This is a genomic window from Halomonas sp. PA16-9 (assembly GCF_009728585.1).
GTDB lineage: Bacteria > Pseudomonadota > Gammaproteobacteria > Pseudomonadales > Halomonadaceae > Vreelandella > Vreelandella titanicae.
The window spans coordinates 1788188-1808029 of record NZ_CP040451.1; the positions used below are offsets into that span (position 1 = coordinate 1788188).

Here is a 19842-nt window from a genome sequence, read left to right on the forward strand (position 1 = left end):
TCCTCAAGCGCAGCCTGAGAGCGATAGTCAGCTCCGAAGTCTACGATCCTCACCATTACATTCATCTTGATCGCGCTTCGACTCAGCTTATGTCCGCGCCAATGCGAGATAAACGCCACAGCTACACCTAGTATAGGTACTGCCATTATTAAACTTCCGATGATGCTGCCGCCCATTCAGATGCCCTCTTAAAATTAAGACCGTCTCATTCTTTCAATGTGTTCTCAGCAAAGAGCTGATATGAAGACTACCGAGGCGTCAACTCGACAGCCCCTTTGGCAGTCTCGATTCGTTGATGAGCATTTGATTGACCTGAATGCCACCAAGGCATACTAGAGAGCTGCTTACTCTGCTCGTGGTAATGCCGCAGAAATTAACGCCATTCGCTTGCTCAGAAATACTCAGGTTCAAAAGGCTATTCAGAAAAGGATGAACCGGAGATCAGAGCGCCCCCGGTTGATGCCCCCTTAAACCTAGTCACCATCGTGGAAAATCGAGAAAAATACATCCAGCCAACTGATAAATGGTATGCGATAAGGTATGCGAAGATTTTTTATACTTTATTGAAGCTATATTAATCAATGGATTGATGGTTAGGTCTTGATCCTTCCAAGACACCATATCACTCTCTTTAGTCTCCCCGGGTTACACCGGAGACCCGATAACTATGCGGATTTATCCCTGATAGCTGGCCTGTGACGACACCACACTAATCAATGATTTTGTGGTATGGGTAAGTATGTGCTTTCAGGTAATAACTTTCTTCGCTTATATTCTTGAGTTGCTTTCGCAAGCTGAAAGCGATGAGGATTCATGCTCCCAGTACCAAGATCAGGCAAGCCTTTGCCGATGCATTTGATACGGTAGTTCTCGGTCGGCGGGGATTTACCAGCTTTAGGTGTGATGTTGACCGGTTCATTGAATCAGGGCAGGGGATCTATTGCTTGAATGGATGTTGGCCTGTGGAGTTGCGGCTAGCTGCATGCCAGAGCTTGAGCTTGAAAGAGGGGCTGGAGCTTACCTTTTTTCACCGACCTCCTTCGGCCAATAGCAACGACAACCCCATATGACCCAGGGAGGTAGTACGGAAAATTATTCCTTAGGTTTCAAGTCGCCAGTGATGTGGCAAATCGACTCCGTGGTATTTTCCAGTTTTACGGTGTTGTCTTGTATGTGACCTCCGAGTGGTAGGTTAGTAGTATGTCTGCTGTGCTTACCCATACGCACTAAGCCGTTAATTTTTATACCACAACTTAGCTGTTGTATTAATAAGACTTTGAAAAGACTGTTTAGCTTTCCTAGTTGCAACTGTAACTCTGGATAATTATCAAGCACGTTGTAAGCTTTCGAAATCAACGCCATTGCTTGATCAATATTTTTGATTTTTTCTTCTACTTCTTTTTCTGAGGTGGATTTATTGTCCATTGGGGCAAAGCTAATGGCTATATGTGAAATGGATAAGGTTAGGTATACCGCCTCTTCGTCGGTAGACATTCCGTTTTGAATTAACTCACACATATTCTCTAGGTCATGAATATAGCTGGCATTATGCATAGCTTTTTTCCTTAAGCTGCTTCATTTCTCGTTCCACCTGACTCACTAGCCATTTCAGGCGAATCACATGTTCTGAGCTTTGCTCTAAAACCGTGGTTTTAGCTCTGTCTCAAGCTGTCTTTTGAATTGTGTAACCTACTGGATTTGCCAAAGGAACCCATTGGGTCCTACATGGTACCCGATGGGTGCCATTGCTGTAAAGAACCGGTCTGGTTCATCATTAAGAAATGACAACTCACGATACCCACACACAGTACAAACTCCGTATGCCGCCCGAGTTACGGGACTGGTTGAAAGAGGCTGCCGACACTAACCATCGATCCATGAATGCTGAGATAGTCGCCAGGCTGCTCCGCACGGTTGAGCTAGATGGTCGAGAAAAAGCACTCGAAAGGGTGGGGTATGAGGAGAAGGAAACCATGCCGAACAGCGATTATAGAAACCTCAGCGAGGTGAAGCGTCAGCTAGAGGCTGCAATGAGTCAGCTTGATCGGGAGTTGCGCCACCTGGAGGCAAGCCAGCAAAAAGGTGAGTGAGGTTGGTACAAGCTCCACATGTCCAAAGGTTTTGGTTATTCATGCTAAATGATGGAGATAGCGATCTGAGCTTTGTTCAGGTCGCTTTTTATTATTTGGCGTAAAAGCTGAAAAGATTCAGACGCGCTAGATAATGTGCTTTTTCCCCATTCAAAATAAATGAATGACTCGAAGCTATCAACGATCTCCTCCAGACCGCGAGAACACGTACAGGCTAGCGAAGTGAACCAGCTTCATTGTCATGCAGTACAAGCAGCCGTGGGTGGCGTTTGCGCTACACACATGATTGGTCAATGGCGTTGACCTGGCGGCAGTGTGCTTTGTTAACCAAGGCTAGTAAGATAGCTGTATAGACAAACGGTCTTAATCGAAAAGGAGCTTCATGACGCGTCCTCCTCTCTACCAACAGATCCGTCAACATCTGTTGGATAAGATTCAGTGCGGAGATTGGCAACTGAATCATCAGATACCTACGGAAGAGCGGCTGGCGAAAGACTTTGGCGTGAGCCGGATGACGGCCAATAAAGCCATTAGAGATTTAGTGCAGCAGGGATACCTCGTGCGTCAACCCGGTGTCGGCACCTTCGTTACCGACCGTAAGGTTGAGTCCTCTTTGGTGGAGGTATACAACATTGCCGAAGAAGTGCTTTCGCGTGGGCATCGATACAGCAATAAAGTGATCAGCCAAGAGGTGATTGAAGCAGATGATGAAGTTGCATTGCGGTTAGGCGTGAGGCTTGGGAGTCGGGTTTTTCATACGCTAGTGGTACACCATGAGAATGATATCCCGATTCAGCTTGAAAACCGCTACGTCAACCCACGCTGGGTGCCTGATTATCTTGAAACTGATTTTTCACGCCATACGCCTAACGAGGTGCTGGTCGCCGCCTGTCCCATAACGGATATGGAACACATCGTTGAGGCGGTGCTGGTGGATGAGCAAACTGCAAAATGGCTAAGTATCGATACCCAGACGCCTTGCTTGAGCATGGTGCGGCGTACCTGGTCTGAAGAGCACTTGATTAGCTATGCGCGCCTGATCCACCCTGGAGACCGCTATAAATTACGCTCCTCCCTGCAAAGAAAAAGCGCCTGAATTGAAGCAAAGCAAGAGCCCAGCGAGGCCGGTTTGTTCGACCTCGTGGCATCTCGTTAATACTGGGATTCAACTGGTCAGTGACTGCACCAAGTAGCCCGCGGGTATCGCGAGTAACAAGCTCAAGGCCACGCGAATGAACCACACGATCAACATGCGGCCTACTGAAAGCGGAATGTTGGTAGAAAGAATGCAGGGGATGGAAGCAGAAAAGAACAGCACGGCGGAGACTGACACCACGCCAGCCGCAAAGCGGGCGACGAATTCGGCCTCGGCCATCAGTAGAGCCGGTAAGAACATTTCCGCCAGCCCAGAAGCAGATGCCTGCGCTAGCGCTGCAGCATCGTCTAGCCCCAAATGGCGACAAAGGGGTAAAACAACCATCCCAACCAGTCAAATAAAGGCGTGTATTTGGCGATGAGAAGCCCGAGCAGGCCTACCGACATGATCGAGGGTAGGATGCTGATGGCCATTATCAACCCTTCTTTAAAGTTGAGCGCTACGCTGCGGTGAAGGCTGGGCGCTTTGGCTGCAATCTCCGTGCCTGCTTGCCAGGCCGTGCTCAAGCGTTTCCCCGGTATTGGCTCCGGTTCCCCGTCACTCTTATGGTCATCCATGCTTGCCAGAGGCGGCAGCCGCACCGTGATAGCCGTGACGGTGAACGTAATCACCAGGGTGAGCCAGAAGTACCAATTCCAAATGCTCATCAGATCTAGCGTACGGGCCACGATGATCATGAACGTTGCCGACACCGTGGAAAAACCAGTGGCAATAATGGCGGCTTCCCGGGCTGAATACTGTCCTGCTTGATAAACCCGGTTGGTAATCAATAGCCCGATCGAGTAACTACCTACAAAAGAAGCAACGGCATCGATTGCCGAGCGCCCAGGGGTTCGCCAAATGGGCCGCATAACCGGCTGAACCAGTACGCCAATCAATTCCAGCAACCCATAGCTGATCAACAGTGCCAGGAAAATAGCGCCGATTGGTACGATCAAACCTACCGGAATCACCAGTTTCTCGAACAGGAAGGGCAGCATATCCGGTTCGTGCAGAAACGCCGGCCCCCAACCCGTTAACGCCATTACGGCAACAACGACGCCAATGATTTTCAGCACTGTGAAAATGCTTTCGGTCAGTGTTCGCCGCCAATAGCCTTTGAACAGTGGGTAGGCGGCACCCGCCACGATCATGGCTAAAGCATAAATGCCGCTGTATTCACCCATCAACGAACGCAGTCCTGTGACCATATGATCGAGCAGGATAGTACGCCGCCCCGCTATCTCGATGGGAACAAAAAAGATCAGGATGCCCAGAGCGCTAGGCACAAACAGTTTAAAGATGGTGGCAGCGTTGGTTCGCTGCTTAGTGGGCGGGTCTACGGGGTGCATGGGGTCGCCTCTCGTTGTTTGGTTGTCATCGCTATGACCTTGGTTTCTTATCATGTATATACAATAAGCTACCCCTATGTGGCATTTACGTATAGCGCTTTAAAAATAGACATTAGTCTAAGTTGTTAGTCGCTGTGTGCGCCTTATTCGATTCTTTTGTCATTATTAATCTATTGATATTTATTATTTTTGTCCGTTTTTATAATTTTTTATTAGGCTTTTGTTAGCGCTTGTTTTGTTGTTGCACTGCTTGACGAAGGATTAGCGGGTGGGCTTAATTGTATATACATTATGTTTGCTCCAAGGAGACCTCCATGGCTAATAACAAACGACGCTACATTTGGCGCGATATCAGTGTCTTCGATGGTCAGAAAACGTTGCCGGAGCCTATGGCCGTCATTACTCAAGGTGAACGTGTTGTCACCATGACGCCCATGGATGGCTTCGATGAGTCACAGGCGGATGGTTGCCATGATATGGGGCGGGGCGGCGTCATGACGCCCGGCCTGGTGGATTGCCATACCCATTTGGTGTTTGGCGGCGCCCGCGCGGACGAGTTCGAGGCGCGTTTGGAAGGTGCCAGTTATGAAGACATTGCCCGCCGTGGCGGGGGCATTCTGAGTACCGTTTTGGCGACGCGGGAAGCGAGTGAACAAACGCTCTTCAATGCCGCCTTGCCACGTCTTAAAGCGCTGGTTGAGGAAGGCGTCACTACGGTCGAGATCAAGTCGGGCTATGGGTTAGACGTGGCTAATGAACTGAAAATGCTGCGGGTGGCCCGGCGTCTAGGTGAAGAGTTGCCAGTACGCGTGTTGACGACACTGTTAGGTGCCCATGCCTTGCCGCCGGAGTATCAGAACGATAGCGACGGCTATATCGAGCTGGTCTGCAATGAAATGATTCCTGCCGCAGCGGCGGAGGGGCTGGCCGATGCCGTCGATGTCTTTTGTGAAAAAATCGCCTTTTCAGTAGCGCAGTGTGAGCGGGTTTTCAAAGCCGCCCAAGCTCATGGTTTACCCATCAAAGCACATGCCGAGCAGCTCTCAAATTTGGGGGGCGCTGCGATGGCAGCCCGCCACGGCGCATTGTCAGCTGACCACATTGAGTATCTTGACGACACCGGTATTGCTGCCATGCGCGAGGCAGGCAGCGTGGCTGTCATTCTTCCCGGTGCTTTCCACACCCTGCGTGAAACGCAGCAACCGCCCATTGCGGGGCTGCGCGAAGCGGGCGTGCCGATGGCTGTTGCTACCGACGCCAACCCAGGCAGCTCGCCGATATTTATGCCCACGTTAATGCTCAACCTGGCTTGTACGCTGTTTCGAATGACGCCCCAGGAAGCGTTGGCGGGTATGACTGCCAATGGTGCTGCCGCGCTAGGGTTGAAAGGGCAGGGGCAGCTTCACGAAGGCGCGGTGGCTGATTTGTGTGTCTGGGATATTGAGACACCTGCTGAATTGGCGTACGCGGTGCAGCCAGGACGCCTACGGCAGCGCGTCTATCAGGGGGAGTTAACCCATGGCCGCTGATACGCCTATTGATATGTCGCTCTGGCAGGGGCGCACGGATCCTGAACCCGATAGTGACCGTTGGCACCAGCGTATTGAGCCGTTAGCCAGTAACGCCGTGCCGGGGTGTGTATTGCTGGGCTTCGAAAGTGATGCAGGTGTTGCGCGCAATCAGGGCCGCACCGGCGCTGCTGAAGGCCCTAATGCGTTACGCCGTGCGCTGGCGCCGTTGGCTTGGCATCGCACAGCGCCTGCTTACGATGCCGGCAATGTGCGCTGTGTTGATGATGGGTTAGAGGCAGCGCAACAGACGCTTGCTGACCGTCTGACGTCATTATTAACCGCTGGCCATCTGCCCATTGTGCTGGGTGGCGGGCATGAAGTGGCCTATGCCAGCTGGCTTGGTCTGGCGCAGTCTTGTATGCCAAAAACGGCACCACCGCGGATTGGCATCATAAACCTGGACGCGCACTTTGATTTGCGCGATCCAGCGCATATTCGCTCCTCAGGCACACCCTTCGCCCAGATTGCCGATAAGTGCCAAGAGTGGGGTTGGTCGTTTCGCTACGCCTGCCTGGGGTAAGCCGCGCTGCTAATACGCGCGCCTTATTTACCGCGCCGCCGCGCTCGGAACATTGGTTCGGGAAGACCGCGAGATTGATGCGCTACGTCTTGATTCTATCGTCAGAGACGTACAGCGCTTCATCGCCAAGTGCGACCACATTTATCTGACCATTGACCTGGATGTACTGCCTGCTGCCGAAGCCCCCGGCGTCAGTGCGTCTGCCGCACGCGGTGTTTCGCTTGCCTTGATTGAGCCGCTGATTGAAGCAGTGCGTGACAGCGGCAAGCTTCGTCTGGCGGACTTGGCAGAGCTCAACCCCAGCCTGGATATCGACAGCCGTACCGCCAGAGCGGCGGCTCGGCTTGTGCATTTGCTGACCTTAGATAACTGAATTTAGAAAGCTAACCCTGAATGACTGACCAGGGCACCGCTCTAGACCAACGAATAACGAACGGAAACACAAGGAATGACGCCATGCCAACCAACGATAAACGTCACGATGCTTCACGTAAGATCATTGCGCCGACCGGTACTGAGCTCAGCTGTAAAAGCTGGCTGACCGAAGCGCCGCTTCGTATGCTGATGAACAACCTTCATCCGGATGTGGCCGAAAGCCCTGAGGATTTAGTGGTGTATGGCGGCATCGGCCGCGCTGCCCGTGACTGGGCGTGCTACGACAAAATCGTCGAAACGTTACAGCGTTTGGAAGATACCCAGACGCTGCTAGTGCAGTCTGGTAAACCCGTCGGCGTTTTTGAAACCCATAAGGATGCGCCCCGGGTATTGATCGCCAACTCCAACCTGGTACCTGCCTGGGCTAACTGGGAGCACTTCAACGAACTGGATCGCAAAGGCTTGATGATGTACGGCCAGATGACGGCGGGTTCTTGGATCTATATTGGCTCCCAGGGAATTGTGCAAGGCACCTATGAAACCTTTGTTGAGGCGGGTCGCCAGCACTACGACGGTGAGCTTAAGGGGCGTTGGATTCTGACCGCCGGGCTGGGTGGGATGGGCGGCGCTCAGCCGCTGGCGGCTACGTTGGCCGGTGCCTGTTCACTGAATATTGAGTGTCGGCAGGCGAGCCTCGACTTCCGCTTGCGTACCCGCTACCTGGATGAACAGGCTGACAACCTTGATGACGCCCTGGCGCGTATTGAGCGCTATACCGCTGAAGGCAAAGCTATTTCTATCGGCCTGTGTGGTAACGCCGCCGATGTGCTGCCGGAACTGATTAAACGCGGTATCAAACCAGATATGGTTACGGATCAGACCAGTGCCCACGACCCATTGCATGGCTACCTGCCTTCCGGCTGGACATGGGAAGAGTACGTGGCGCGCGGCAAATCTGAGCCTGAAGCCACCGTGAAGGCGGCCAAGCAATCGATGGCGGTGCATGTGCAAGCGATGCTCGACTTCCAGAAGATGGGCGTGCCCACGTTTGATTACGGCAATAACATTCGGCAGATGGCAATGGAAGAAGGGGTTGCCAACGCCTTTGATTTTCCGGGTTTTGTGCCTGCCTATATTCGTCCTCTCTTTTGCCAGGGTATCGGCCCCTTTCGCTGGGTGGCGCTCTCCGGGGATCCTGAGGACATTTATAAGACCGACCAGAAGGTCAAAGAGCTCATTCCCGACGACCCGCACCTGCATAACTGGCTCGACATGGCGCGCGAGCGGATTAGCTTCCAAGGGCTGCCAGCACGCATTTGCTGGGTGGGGCTTAAAGACCGTGCCCGCTTGGGGCAGGCCTTCAACGAAATGGTGAAGAGTGGCGAATTGAAAGCACCAATCGTTATCGGTCGCGACCATCTCGATTCGGGTTCCGTTGCCAGCCCCAACCGCGAAACCGAGGCGATGATGGATGGTTCTGACGCCGTTTCCGACTGGCCACTGCTCAATGCGCTGCTAAACACCGCAGGCGGTGCCACATGGGTGTCGTTACATCATGGCGGTGGGGTAGGCATGGGCTACTCCCAGCATTCTGGCGTGGTGATCGTGTGTGACGGCAGCGATGATGCCCACGCCCGCTTAGGCCGTGTGCTGCGCAATGACCCGGGCACCGGCGTGATGCGCCATGCCGATGCTGGTTATGACATTGCTAAACAGTGCGCCAGCGAAAACGGTCTTGATTTGCCGATGCTCAATCAGTAAAGCCCGCACAAATACAACAGTTGAGAAGGTGGGATGACCACCTTCCTGTCTCTAAAGGCGAATAAATGAAACATCTAGAAATTCAGCCTGGCAAAATGACCCTTGCCCAGGCCCGCCAGATCCACGAAGCGCATGTGCCTGTCACGTTACCGGAAAGCGCCAATGCGGATATCCAGCGAAGCGTCGATTGCGTGAACCGGGTCGTCAGTGAAAACCGCACGGTCTATGGCATTAATACGGGGTTCGGCTTATTGGCCCAGACCCGCATTGCCAACGAAGATCTTGAATCGTTACAGAGCTCCCTGGTGCTCTCTCATGCCACTGGTGTGGGAAGGGCGATAGACGACGCTCTAGTGCGTTTGATTATGGTGCTTAAGGTCAACAGCCTGGCGAGAGGCTTCTCCGGCATCCGCCGTGAGGTATTGGATGCCCTGGTGGCACTGATCAATGCCGAGGTTTACCCACATATTCCGCTTAAAGGATCGGTGGGCGCTTCCGGTGATTTGGCGCCCCTGGCACATATGAGCGTTGTGCTGCTAGGCGAGGGCAAAGCCCGCTACAAAGGGGAGTGGATCTCCGCCGAAAAGGCACTGGAAATCGCTGGCCTGGCGCCAATCACGCTGGCACCCAAAGAGGGCCTGGCGCTGCTTAATGGCACGCAGGTATCGACCGCCTATGCCCTGCGGGGGCTATTCGACGCCGAAGACCTGTTTGCGGCGGCGACGGTATGCGGTTCGCTAACCGTAGAAGCCACTTTGGGGTCACGTTCACCCTTTGACGCTCGGATTCATGAAGTGCGTGGCCAGCGCGGCCAGATTGACGCGGCCGCCGCTTACCGCCATCTCCTCGGCGAAAAGAGTGCCGTCGGCGACTCCCATGCCAACTGCGATAAAGTCCAGGATCCCTACTCGTTGCGCTGCCAACCACAGGTGATGGGCGCTGTATTAACCCAGATCCGTCAGACAGCCGAGGTGCTCGCGGCGGAAATCAACGCGGTCTCTGATAACCCGCTGGTATTTGCCGAGCAGGATGACATTATTTCCGGCGGTAATTTTCATGCTGAACCGGTGGCCATGGCCGCTGACAACCTGGCGTTAGCCATCGCCGAGATCGGCTCTCTTGCCGAGCGGCGTGTCTCCTTGATGATGGACAAACACATGTCTCAGCTACCGCCATTCCTGGTCGAGAACGGCGGGGTCAATTCTGGATTTATGATCGCCCAGGTTACCGCCGCGGCGCTGGCGAGTGAAAATAAAGCCTTGGCGCACCCCCATAGTGTCGACAGCCTGCCTACCTCGGCTAACCAGGAAGACCATGTCTCAATGGCGCCTGCTGCCGGTAAGCGGTTGTGGGAAATGGCGGAGAATGTGTGCGGCATTTTAGCCATCGAATGGCTGGGGGCGTGCCAAGGGTTGGACATGCGCCAGGGCTTGACCACTACCCAGCCGCTAGAGCAAGCCAGGCAACTGCTACGTGCGCGGGTCAGCCACTACAAGCAGGATCGCTTCTTCGCGCCCGATATCGAAGCCGCTAGCGAACTAATACGTGAGCGCACCTTAAGCCCGCTGGCGCATCCGCATACGTTGCCAAGCCAGTTTTAAGGCGTTTCATGCGTTCCCTGTGGCGCTAGGCCATAGGGAACGCATTATTACCATCTAACAACAAAGTAGGTTTTTCATGAATGCTATCGTTCTGGCTATCCTAGTGATGGTCGGCTTGAGTCTTGCTCGCGTTTCAGTTGTGTTTGCCCTTATCGTCGCCACGCTGGTAGGTGGGTTATATGCGGGTATGCCTATTGGTGAGATCCTTGACGCCTTTAATGAGGGGTTGGGTAATGGCGCCACCATCGCGCTCTCTTATGCAGTGTTAGGGGCGTTTGCCGTTGCTTTATCCCGTTCAGGTATCACCGAGCTGCTGGCCAGCCGGGCGATTGGACGTTTCCAGTTAGACGAGTCAGGTGGGAGCCGCCGCACGGTTACCTATACACTGCTGGCGGCGCTTTTAGCCGCGGCAGTCAGCTCGCAGAACTTGATTCCTGTCCATATTGCTTTTATTCCAGTGCTGGTGCCGCCGCTGCTAAAGCTGATGAATCATCTGAAGCTTGACCGGCGACTGGTGGCTTGCGTGATTACCTTCGGTATCACGGCGCCGTATATGTTATTGCCCGTAGGTTTTGGGGCGATATTCCTGAATGACATACTGCTCGCGAACCTCAACGAAAGTGGCGCGGCGCTGGGGTTGGAAGTGACCCGTCAAATGGTGCCACTGGCGATGGCGATTCCCATTGGTGGCATGGCATTAGGGTTAGCGGTGGCAGTGTTTTGGAGCTATCGCAAGGGGCGTGACTACCAAGATCGTGAGCTGGCCCATGGTGATAAATCGCCCCAAGAGGCCGCGCTTTCTCTAGCCGGATGGCAAAAGGCCATGCTGGTTATTTCCCTGGTAGGTACGGTCACCGTGCAACTGATGACGGGCTCTATGGTACTTGGCGGTATCTTTGGGTTTGCCTTGCTCTCCATGAGCGGCGTTTTCCGCTGGCATGAGCAGGACGGTATCTTTACCGAGGGGATGCGCATGATGGCCCTGGTCGGCTTTATCATGATTTCAGCGGCTGGTTTTGCCAGTGTGATGCAGGCCAGTGGCGAGGTGGAAGGGCTAGTGGCGAGCTCTGCCGACCTTATCGGTGACAATAAAGGGCTGGCCGCATTGATTATGCTGCTGGTCGGTCTTTTTATCACCATGGGCATTGGCTCTTCGTTTTCGACCATTCCCATTATTGCTTCGCTCTATGTGCCTCTGGCACTGAGCTTTGGCTTTTCACCCATGGCGACAGTGGCATTGGTAGGCACGGCCGCTGCCTTGGGCGACGCTGGTTCACCCGCTTCAGATTCCACTCTAGGCCCCACCGCAGGCCTCAACGCCGATGGGCAGCATGACCATATCTGGGATAGCGTGGTGCCTACCTTCCTGCACTACAACATCCCGTTGATTGTGTTCGGCTGGGTTGCTGCTATGGTGCTTTAAATCAGCTGAATGGATCGAACCGCAATACAATTTCGTGACGCTTAAGTAGTACCTAATCATACGCCAGCGTATGGCCAACGCCCCGCCTTTGTGCGGGGCGTTGGCGTGTTAGGCAGGGCGGGCGGTTGATTTGACTCCCGCCAGGGACGCCAAACTCTATCTGCTAATTAGATGCCATTGACATCCATCACGCCTGGACGATGTAGATCGAACTGGAGTGGAAGTCACATCGTGCGCGCTTGGTTATTGAGACTGCCTTCTATACCAGTGGATGAAATACAGTGACTGCCTGTAAGTGCTTATCGTTTGTTTGGTCGTCTGTGCTGCTGAGTGGCACGGCTGGACATCTTTACGTCACGAAAACTATGGCTACCAACTTCCGATTTTATTAAAGACAATTTCCACCACTTGATTTTTTCTTGCACGAATAAGTTCCCAGTCATTTAAAAGGGCTAATGCATACACTCGCTTAAACAATTCTTTGTTCAAATGAGGTGTTAAAATGTATTTCCTCGGTTATTCAGTTGTTTAAAATAAAGTAAGGGAAGCTGTCTTGATTGATTTTGTTAATAAGAAATCAGTGCATTAGCTTCTGGATGTGGCCTGGAATGGTATGTTTTTAGTCCTTGATAGTTAGGTTTCTACTGTAAAAAAGCATTAGTTGGCGTCATTTTTTAAACGGAAAATGTATTATTTTTAATGTTTATTTTGTTTGGTAACAGTAAAAAATAAAACCTAAACTTTGTTTTCTTGGTTAGTTGGCCTGATTTTTATAATAAGTCTGTTGATGTTTTTTTTATCCGAACTATTTTTTAATCAGTGCGTGGCTTTGCGTGGAAGCTATGCAGCAGCGTTTGTTGCCGCTAGCTTTAGCATTGTTGATAAAACTAATGAAGCTGAAAATTGCTTGCAGATTAAAGTTCATGATGCGAAGTAGGGCTTGCGTTCTGTTTTAGTAATTTTTAGTTAATTTGTTGCCCGAAAGCTGTTTTAAAATAATCAGTTAAAAGGATCCTCCCATCATGGTTACGAATAATTTTTCTCAAAGCAGTTTAGATCTCAACGGAAAAATTACCTTGTCCCAACCTACCGCACTGGTGTGGGGGGCAGATGGTCGCCTCTATATCACTGAGCAGAGTGGTGATGTCAAGGTTTTAACCGTAGCATTTGGAGATCCTAATACAGCAGATAGTGACAGTACGGCAAGTTTCTATGTTGTTGAAGCTGAAACTGTTTTTTTAGTAAAGGAATTACCTAACCATAACGATGATGGTGCCGAGGGAGGATCTAACAATCGTCAAGTTACGGGTATTGATGTAACCCCGCAATATGATGAAAATGGTGACCCGGTCATAATTAATGGAAAGCCGGCAGTCAATATCTATGTGACATCTAGTGATAATCGCATTGGTGCTGGGAGTAGTGGCTCTGACACAGGTCTCGATACAAACTCTGGCATCATTACGCGCCTAACGCAGACAGTAGATGGATGGGAAGCACTAGATCTTGTCCGGGGACTTGCTCGTTCCGAAGAGAATCACTCTCTTAATGGTTTGGAAGTCATACAAGAGTTTGACGATAACGGTCGTTTACTAAGTGAGAGGCTCATCGTTGCTAACGGGGGTAATGCCAATGCTGGTGCACCTTCGAATAATTTTTCTGGACAGCAGGAAACGGCCTATAGTGCGGCGATTCTAGAGGTCGATCTTGATCAACTTAAATCCATGGAGATCAAAAACGATGATGGCCGCAATTACGTCTATGACATTCCTACCTTAAACGACCCCTCACGCTCTCCGAGCGAAGAAGCGCTCACTGACCCCTTTGGTGGTAATGATGGCTTCAACGGTGGAAAAATAGACCCTAACGGCCCAGTGCAGATTTATTCTGCGGGGTATCGTAATGCCTATGATGTAGAAGTTACCGAAGATGGACGCGTCTGGACTTATGATAACGGCGCTAATAATAGCTGGGGCGGTCGCCCTGTTGGGGAGGCGGGGGATAATGGTGGCAATATCGATGCTGAACAAGATGAAAACTATATAGCTACCAATCTTAATAACGGTGATGGTAGTGGTAGTGACAGCATCAATACTGAAGCTTGGAATCCTAAAAACCTCGATCAGTTTCACGAAATCACTCGATCAGACGATCTCGCTGGCCGGGTTCTTTCCGCTGGTCAGGCGGGCGCCGCCACCTACGTAATGGCGCATCCTGACTTTGACGATCCTTTAACCCTGGTTTACGGCGGCCACCCGAACCCGACACGTGCCAGTGGCGGTGAAGCTGGGCTCCTCTTTACGCCCAAAAATGGGGTTGAGGACGCTTTCCTGCTGGTATCTGAAGAGCACTACGACAGTGTTATCGACTGGCTGGTTACTGTTGAGGATGAGTCTAACGGCGTGTCTTCTGGGGATCTTACAAGCCGCGTTATTAGCTTAGTTCCTGGAGAGCTGTATTACATTACCGAAAATGGTGAGGCGTACCTGACTAGCGACTATACCCAGACGCCGCCGAGTATCGGAGGATCCGATGTACTCGGAACCGCTGGGGTGCCGGCAGATATTGATGACGTGGTGGCCACACTTAACGCTATCGAAGGCAACTATCTCGAAGGAGGATATAACGATGGCGCAATTGACTCAGGTACAGGGTCGATCAATGGCTTGACCGAATATACGTCGACCGTTTTTGATGATGGTGAGACGAAGATGTCCGGCGCTCTTATGGCAGTACAGTTGGGCGGTGGCAACCTCATCGTGATGGGGCGGGATGAGAATGGCGTCATGCAAACCGCAAGCGGTAGCGGCGGGGTAAAAGCTGCTGAGAGGATCACATTGACGTTGTCAGGTAGTCCTCTTGGGCTGGCTTCTATTGGCGATGACCTATCTGCATGGGATAACCAGGCAGCGTTCCGTGGTTCTGTTTGGGCAACTGTTTACAGCGGAAGTGGTACCAAAATCGAAATCCTACAGCCCAATAATGGCGCTGTTCCTCTCGCCGGCAGTGAAGCCGCTGATCCGACTGATCATGATCTTGACGGCATTAACCATATTCATGATCCATTTGAGTACAGCGCTGCAAATGGTCTCGCGCTGACGCCAGGCGAAGCCATCGTCATGAATTTTCAGCCTACCGAGGCTCCCTATCCCGGCACCATCGGTGATACTGGTTTGATGGGCGCAGCACTTGATGGTACGACACCGAACCAGGATGCCAACCCGGATCAGGGGCTTCCCGGCCTTTATGATATCGGCGGTAATATCATTCCCGGTGCCAATGCCGCGCTGTTCCAAATCAAGGAGGTTGTGCCGGGCACTGTGGTCGGCCCTGTAAATAGCGTTCGTGATGCTATGCATGTGGGTGTTAATCCCAGCAGTGATGTTCAGCGTCTGGTGGCCACAACACAGGTGCTCAACTGGATTGCCGATAATGGCAGTGTTGAAGATGGCCAACTGACTGGACTCATGTTTGGCGATGGTACTCAGGCCAACTTCGTACGCCTTGTGTTTGGAGAGGTAAACGGAGAAGCTGGCTTTGAAGTTGGTTATGAAATCAACGACAACAATTATCAGGCGTTGGCTCAAGTGGCGGTGCCAGGACTGACAGATACTGCTGTTACGCAGGTTGAATTATACCTCGAGATCGATATGGCTGACGGCTTCGCCCTCTACGCGGGCTACCGTCTCAATAGCGAGGATGCCTTTACCGAACTGCCTCTGAATGGTTTTACGCTGCCTGAGGGTGTTTTACGTGACGTCCTGACAGGTAGTCATACCATCAGCGATGGTGATTCCCAGGCCCCCTCTGGAGCTGCTTTTGGCTTCCTAGCTGAAACCAGTGAAGGTGCGCCTCTTGCACCGGTTAACTTCGAAAACCTCAAAATAAATGGCTTCGGTAATGAGATTGAGGCAGATTCGGCTGGCGGTGTGGGGGCCGAAGGCTCTAATGGTATTGACACTATTATCTATACCGGAACCGATACCGTACTGTCGCCGCTGGATGACAGCGTCGAGAACTTCGATGGCTCCGGCACCATGGCAGATTTTCATGCCACTGGTAATGGCGGCGACAACGTGATGATCGCCGGGAGTGGCAATAATACGTTTACAGGGGGCGGTGGAGCCGACAGCTTCCAAGGTACGCTCGATACTATAAACGGTACTGAAATCACCGACTTCACACCCGACGATGAAGTCGTTGTTCAGGGTGCTTCGTTCGATGCCAGCGACGTAACCTATCAAGCTGGATCCGCGATCATTACTATCAATAACGAAACGGCAATCACTTTTAGTGGTGAGGGTTTTGAAGACTTCGATCCCAGTACTGGCGAGTCAGTATTCAGCTTCACGTCCACCGCCAACGGGACGCGCATTACCACTGTACCTGCGTTGACTGCGGTTGCCGCGATCAGCTCGGGGGGGCCCGATATTAACAACGTCACCGTACGTGACCAGACAATTGATTTCCTCTCAGACATGACCAACGCTGAGGTTAATGGCTGGGTTAGCGGTGTCACCTCCAAAGATTATGTCAACGTAGTCGACATCGACGGCAGTGTCCCCGATGAGCTGCATCAGTCTGAGCGCTCGGCAGAAGATGCCGGCGAATGGGGCTACTCGATTCCGGTCGAGAACGGTGAATACCTGATCGATATGTATTTCGCCGAGATTTACCATGGTGTGGAAAACAGCAGCGGTACTGGGGCGCGTGTCTTTGACATCAGCATTGAGGATGCGCTGGTGGAAGATGACTATGACATCATTGGCGATGTTGGTAGCGCAGCAACCGAAGTGATCAAGACCTACGCCGTTACCGTCACTGATGGTGTTCTCAACATTGGCTTCGATGCCTCGGTCAACCAGGCCAAAATCAGCGGTTTGGTGGTCTGGCAAGTTGGTGGAACCTATGTGCCACCTGAAGATGTAACACCACCGGAAGTAGTGTCGATAATGATCGATCAACCTTTCGATAACGACAGTGACATCTTGGCCACAGTAGTGGTTACCGATAACGCTGGAATTAATGTTGATTCTATCAATGGTGATGAGCTGATTTTTACCGGTTATGAGCCTGGTGCCGTCTCCCTGGCTGATAACGATGCTATTACACTCAGCAATGATGGCAAGACCGCTACTATCCAGTACACCATTTCCCCGCCGACAGGTTCTAATGCTTGGGAAAATGGTGCTTTCAAGGTTGGCGTTGCTGCAGGTAGCTTTACTGATACGACAGGCCTTGGTATCGCCGCTTTTGAAACGGATGTCATTATTGCCCGGAACCTTGAACAGCTCGTCAAGGGGGCGTTGCAAAGAGCGATAAACGTCGGACCAACCAGCAACACTATCGATAATAGTCTCGAGGGTGATGATAAAAATACTTATGGCGGTGCCATCACTAATGATCCGATTCTGGGTATCGATCTTGAGGCGGATGACCCCGCGTATTACTCGCCGAGTACAAAAACAGGCAGTAATATTGATGGTAAAGCCGGAGCAACCGGTAGCAACAGTGGTGGGGTCGATCTGGATGGTTCTGCCTACCACACCTATCGTGACTCTGCTGCTGGCTCATACACAGCAACCTATGAAGTGCCCAATGGTTTATATGTGGTGGAGCTGCATTTTGCTGAGCTTTATCAAACCCAGGGCGGCCAGCGCCAGGGTGACTACACGATACAAGGCGAGTTGTTTGCTGAGAACTTTGATGCCTTTATAGCAGCGGGAGGAGCCGACAAGCCAACCGTTCTTACCAAAAACGTTATAGTGACAGATGGCAAGATCGTTATTGATGTCAATGCGGATAACGGCGAGCCGGGCTTCAACGCCATAGCTATTTATCAGGCAGTCGACAGCGGTATACCGATTGCCAGCATTCTTTCGATTGAAGCGCCGGAATCGAGCGATGGACAGGTTATTGTCACTGTCCAGTACACTGACGATGGCAACATTTCTGGCACACAGATCGGTGCTACCGATGTCACTGTTTCCTCTGCCGCTGGTGCGTTAGTTACTCCTTCGCTGGTGGCTTATGATAGCGCCAGTGGCATTGCCACCTATACCTTTGACGCCCCTGAGAGCGGCTGGCAAACCGGGACAATCACCGCTTCAGTCGCCGCCAATGCAGTACTCGATAGCGATAACAATGGCAACAGCGCAACGGCTAGTTCGGTTTATGTGAATTACTCGAGCGATGGAGTCATCCTTGAACTTGATTTCGAGAATCCCGGGTCGCCGCTTGAGGAAGGCGGTTTTGATGGCACGCTGGGTGACGTTGTAGATGATACGGTCTTCACTACTGTGGAGGGAGGCGAACTGATCGTCTGGACATCCAATGGCGACATTTCACAAGCGGCTGACCCGAGTGCGAATGACTTTATCAAGTATGTGGCACTGGGCGATCCAGCGTTAGAGACGATAAACATTACCTCGCGCTTTGATAATCCCTTCCCTGCCGCTCTCGCAGCCCAAGAGCTACCAACTGATACTGTCCCGAACTTTGCCCAGCAAGGCATAGTCTTCGGTCTTGGCAGTCAGGGCAATAATGAGCTCGTCAAGCTAGTGTTCGGTGGTAATGGCGGTAACGGGGTGCAAATCTGGTCCAAAAGCGCCATTGATACAGTCATTCCGCTTGCGAATATGCTGAGTAATGCCTCAACAACCCTGAATGATATTGCCTCTGTAGAACTGACGCTAGTCGTCAACAAGACAGCCGGTACTGTGACTCCTATCGTTACTTTCTTCGATACTAACGAAAATGTTCTGGGGGGCTTGCGTGCCGAGGCAACCGATGGTTTCGCAACGGCGTCCCTGAGGTGTTGCCACCCGCAGTGCTAAGTAATCTTACTGATCTGAACTCAACAACGGCAGTTGGGGTCACTTCAACTGATTACAACAATCCCATAGAGTCGTTCATGGCTAGTTGGGATTATCTCAACGTGACCTCGCCGGATCTCATTTCAGAGCCAACGGATCCCACCACTACTCTGGCTATCGTTAATGCTCCTGACATCATCGAGAATGGAGACGATGGCTTCACGACACTGAACTTCGGCCTCACCGCTTCAGATGGCTTTAGTGGCGAGGTGGAATTGACCCTGAGCATCGATGGCGCGACCGTGACGGATACGTTGAACTTCAGCGACGGCACCGCCATCCTGTCGGTTGATGTGCCTAATGACGATGTGGCTAATGGTACCAACGAAATTTCAGTCACTTTGGTCGCAGTCAATAGCACAGGGTTGTTTGAAATTGATGCATCGGCGGCCACAGCAACGGGCAGTGTGACCGAAGACGATGAGGGCTCTGTGCCCAATCCGGACGACCTGGATGAGGACGGCGTTAATAATGATGACGACCTTTTCCCATACGATGCTGCTAATGGCATGATTTTAGCGGCTGGCGAAACCTTCTTGCTTGACTTTGAAGAAGACACCGCGAGTCCCTATGAGGCTGGCCTGACGGGGTTAATGGGCCGGGCAAATGAGAGTAATTCTGCTGGAGCTGTCGAGAGCGGTACAGCAAGTGTCGAGAATGGCACACTCAATATTGTAGCCGATACAGGAGATCACTATACCAACAACAATTCTCAGAAGGATGCATATGCGGTAGGGGTGAAGAATCCTGGTGGCTTTATCGTTGAGACAAGTTTTGCTATGCCGGACTTCGATGATCAGCAAGAGGGCCTGCAGGCACCACTTAACTACCAGGCTGGTGGTGTTGCGGTCAGTCTTTCGGAAGACAATCTAGTGAAATGGATTTTCGGTGCGAACGGTACCGCTGCTTTCCAGCTCGCCCATGAAAATAAACAGGTAGAGGGAGCAACACCTGCTGTTCCAGGCGCGACCTTTGCCTTACCGAGTGGTGTTGTCTACAGCGACATAGCTTCAGTGAAGCTGATGCTTGAAATAGTCGTAGATACTACATCCGGCGAAGTTAAGGCACTCACTCGCTCTGTATTGACGTTGAATAATACCAATATAATTGACGGTGCTTCGGAGAAATAACGCTGACTG

The 19842-nt window shown here is 51.9% G+C and carries 13 protein-coding genes; 10 read left to right on the plus strand and 3 right to left on the minus strand.

Annotation, left to right across the window (positions count from 1 at the left end; all coding sequences use genetic code 11):
* Positions 1-1092: 1092 nt before the first annotated feature.
* Positions 1093-1554, minus strand: coding sequence for a hypothetical protein (locus FDY98_RS08235; protein WP_027958993.1), 462 nt, complete (start codon positions 1552-1554; stop codon positions 1093-1095).
* Between the two features lie 227 nt (positions 1555-1781).
* On the opposite strand from FDY98_RS08235, the gene FDY98_RS08240 reads away from it, so the two are divergent.
* Both FDY98_RS08240 and hutC read left to right on the plus strand, forming a co-directional pair.
* Positions 1782-2090, plus strand: a complete 309-nt coding sequence (locus tag FDY98_RS08240; protein WP_035539112.1) for an Arc family DNA-binding protein — start codon at positions 1782-1784, stop codon at positions 2088-2090.
* Between the two features lie 382 nt (positions 2091-2472).
* Complete coding sequence (gene hutC, locus FDY98_RS08245) at positions 2473-3186, plus strand: histidine utilization repressor (protein ID WP_009288314.1); 714 nt, start codon at positions 2473-2475, stop codon at positions 3184-3186.
* A gap of 69 nt (positions 3187-3255) precedes the next feature.
* Here hutC and FDY98_RS27470 read toward each other — a convergent pair whose 3' ends face one another.
* Entirely contained in the window at positions 3256-3570 is a 315-nt protein-coding gene (locus FDY98_RS27470) for a hypothetical protein (protein ID WP_340146409.1), read from the minus strand.
* Positions 3534-4577, minus strand: a complete 1044-nt coding sequence (locus tag FDY98_RS08250) for a YjiH family protein (protein WP_340146410.1) — start codon at positions 4575-4577, stop codon at positions 3534-3536. Before FDY98_RS08250 ends, FDY98_RS27470 begins: the two co-directional genes overlap by 37 nt.
* Positions 4578-4891: 314 nt before the next feature.
* Here FDY98_RS08250 and hutI point away from each other — a divergent pair, with 314 nt between their 5' ends.
* From hutI to FDY98_RS08285, 8 genes are all read left to right on the plus strand, one after another.
* A complete protein-coding gene (gene hutI, locus FDY98_RS08255; protein WP_027958994.1) occupies positions 4892-6106 on the plus strand; it encodes an imidazolonepropionase in 1215 nt (404 codons plus the stop codon).
* Positions 6096-6668: an arginase family protein gene (locus FDY98_RS27475; RefSeq protein WP_340146411.1), complete on the plus strand. Its 573-nt coding sequence runs from the start codon at positions 6096-6098 to the stop codon at positions 6666-6668. Before hutI ends, FDY98_RS27475 begins: the two co-directional genes overlap by 11 nt.
* 52 nt (positions 6669-6720) lie before the next feature.
* On the plus strand, positions 6721-7041 hold the full coding sequence (locus FDY98_RS27480; RefSeq protein ID WP_340146412.1) for an arginase family protein: 321 nt from the start codon (positions 6721-6723) through the stop codon (positions 7039-7041).
* Between the two features lie 83 nt (positions 7042-7124).
* Positions 7125-8804, plus strand: coding sequence for a urocanate hydratase (gene hutU, locus FDY98_RS08265; protein ID WP_027958995.1), 1680 nt, complete (start codon positions 7125-7127; stop codon positions 8802-8804).
* 65 nt (positions 8805-8869) lie between these two features.
* Positions 8870-10405: a histidine ammonia-lyase gene (gene hutH / locus FDY98_RS08270; RefSeq protein WP_027958996.1), complete on the plus strand. Its 1536-nt coding sequence runs from the start codon at positions 8870-8872 to the stop codon at positions 10403-10405.
* 76 nt (positions 10406-10481) lie between these two features.
* The gene (locus tag FDY98_RS08275; protein ID WP_027958997.1) at positions 10482-11828 is read left to right on the plus strand and encodes a Na+/H+ antiporter family protein; all 1347 of its coding nucleotides are present in this window, start codon (positions 10482-10484) and stop codon (positions 11826-11828) included.
* 1022 nt (positions 11829-12850) lie between these two features.
* A complete protein-coding gene (locus tag FDY98_RS08280; protein WP_155705775.1) occupies positions 12851-18664 on the plus strand; it encodes a malectin domain-containing carbohydrate-binding protein in 5814 nt (1937 codons plus the stop codon).
* Between the two features lie 77 nt (positions 18665-18741).
* Positions 18742-19833 (plus strand): hypothetical protein, encoded by a 1092-nt coding sequence (locus FDY98_RS08285; protein WP_155705776.1) that lies wholly within the window; start codon positions 18742-18744, stop codon positions 19831-19833.
* Positions 19834-19842: the final 9 nt, after the last annotated feature.

Bases quoted from the DNA above. Each gene is read 5' to 3' on its own strand.
- FDY98_RS08235 (WP_027958993.1), bottom strand. From the start codon at position 1,554: ATGCATAATGCCAGCTATATTCATGACCTAGAGAATATGTGTGAGTTA.
- FDY98_RS08240 (WP_035539112.1), top strand. From the start codon at position 1,782: ATGACAACTCACGATACCCACACACAGTACAAACTCCGTATGCCGCCC.
- hutC (WP_009288314.1), top strand. From the start codon at position 2,473: ATGACGCGTCCTCCTCTCTACCAACAGATCCGTCAACATCTGTTGGAT.
- FDY98_RS27470 (WP_340146409.1), bottom strand. From the start codon at position 3,570: ATGGTTGTTTTACCCCTTTGTCGCCATTTGGGGCTAGACGATGCTGCA.
- FDY98_RS08250 (WP_340146410.1), bottom strand. From the start codon at position 4,577: ATGCACCCCGTAGACCCGCCCACTAAGCAGCGAACCAACGCTGCCACC.
- hutI (WP_027958994.1), top strand. From the start codon at position 4,892: ATGGCTAATAACAAACGACGCTACATTTGGCGCGATATCAGTGTCTTC.
- FDY98_RS27475 (WP_340146411.1), top strand. From the start codon at position 6,096: ATGGCCGCTGATACGCCTATTGATATGTCGCTCTGGCAGGGGCGCACG.
- hutU (WP_027958995.1), top strand. From the start codon at position 7,125: ATGCCAACCAACGATAAACGTCACGATGCTTCACGTAAGATCATTGCG.
- hutH (WP_027958996.1), top strand. From the start codon at position 8,870: ATGAAACATCTAGAAATTCAGCCTGGCAAAATGACCCTTGCCCAGGCC.
- FDY98_RS08275 (WP_027958997.1), top strand. From the start codon at position 10,482: ATGAATGCTATCGTTCTGGCTATCCTAGTGATGGTCGGCTTGAGTCTT.
- FDY98_RS08280 (WP_155705775.1), top strand. From the start codon at position 12,851: ATGGTTACGAATAATTTTTCTCAAAGCAGTTTAGATCTCAACGGAAAA.
- FDY98_RS08285 (WP_155705776.1), top strand. From the start codon at position 18,742: ATGGCTAGTTGGGATTATCTCAACGTGACCTCGCCGGATCTCATTTCA.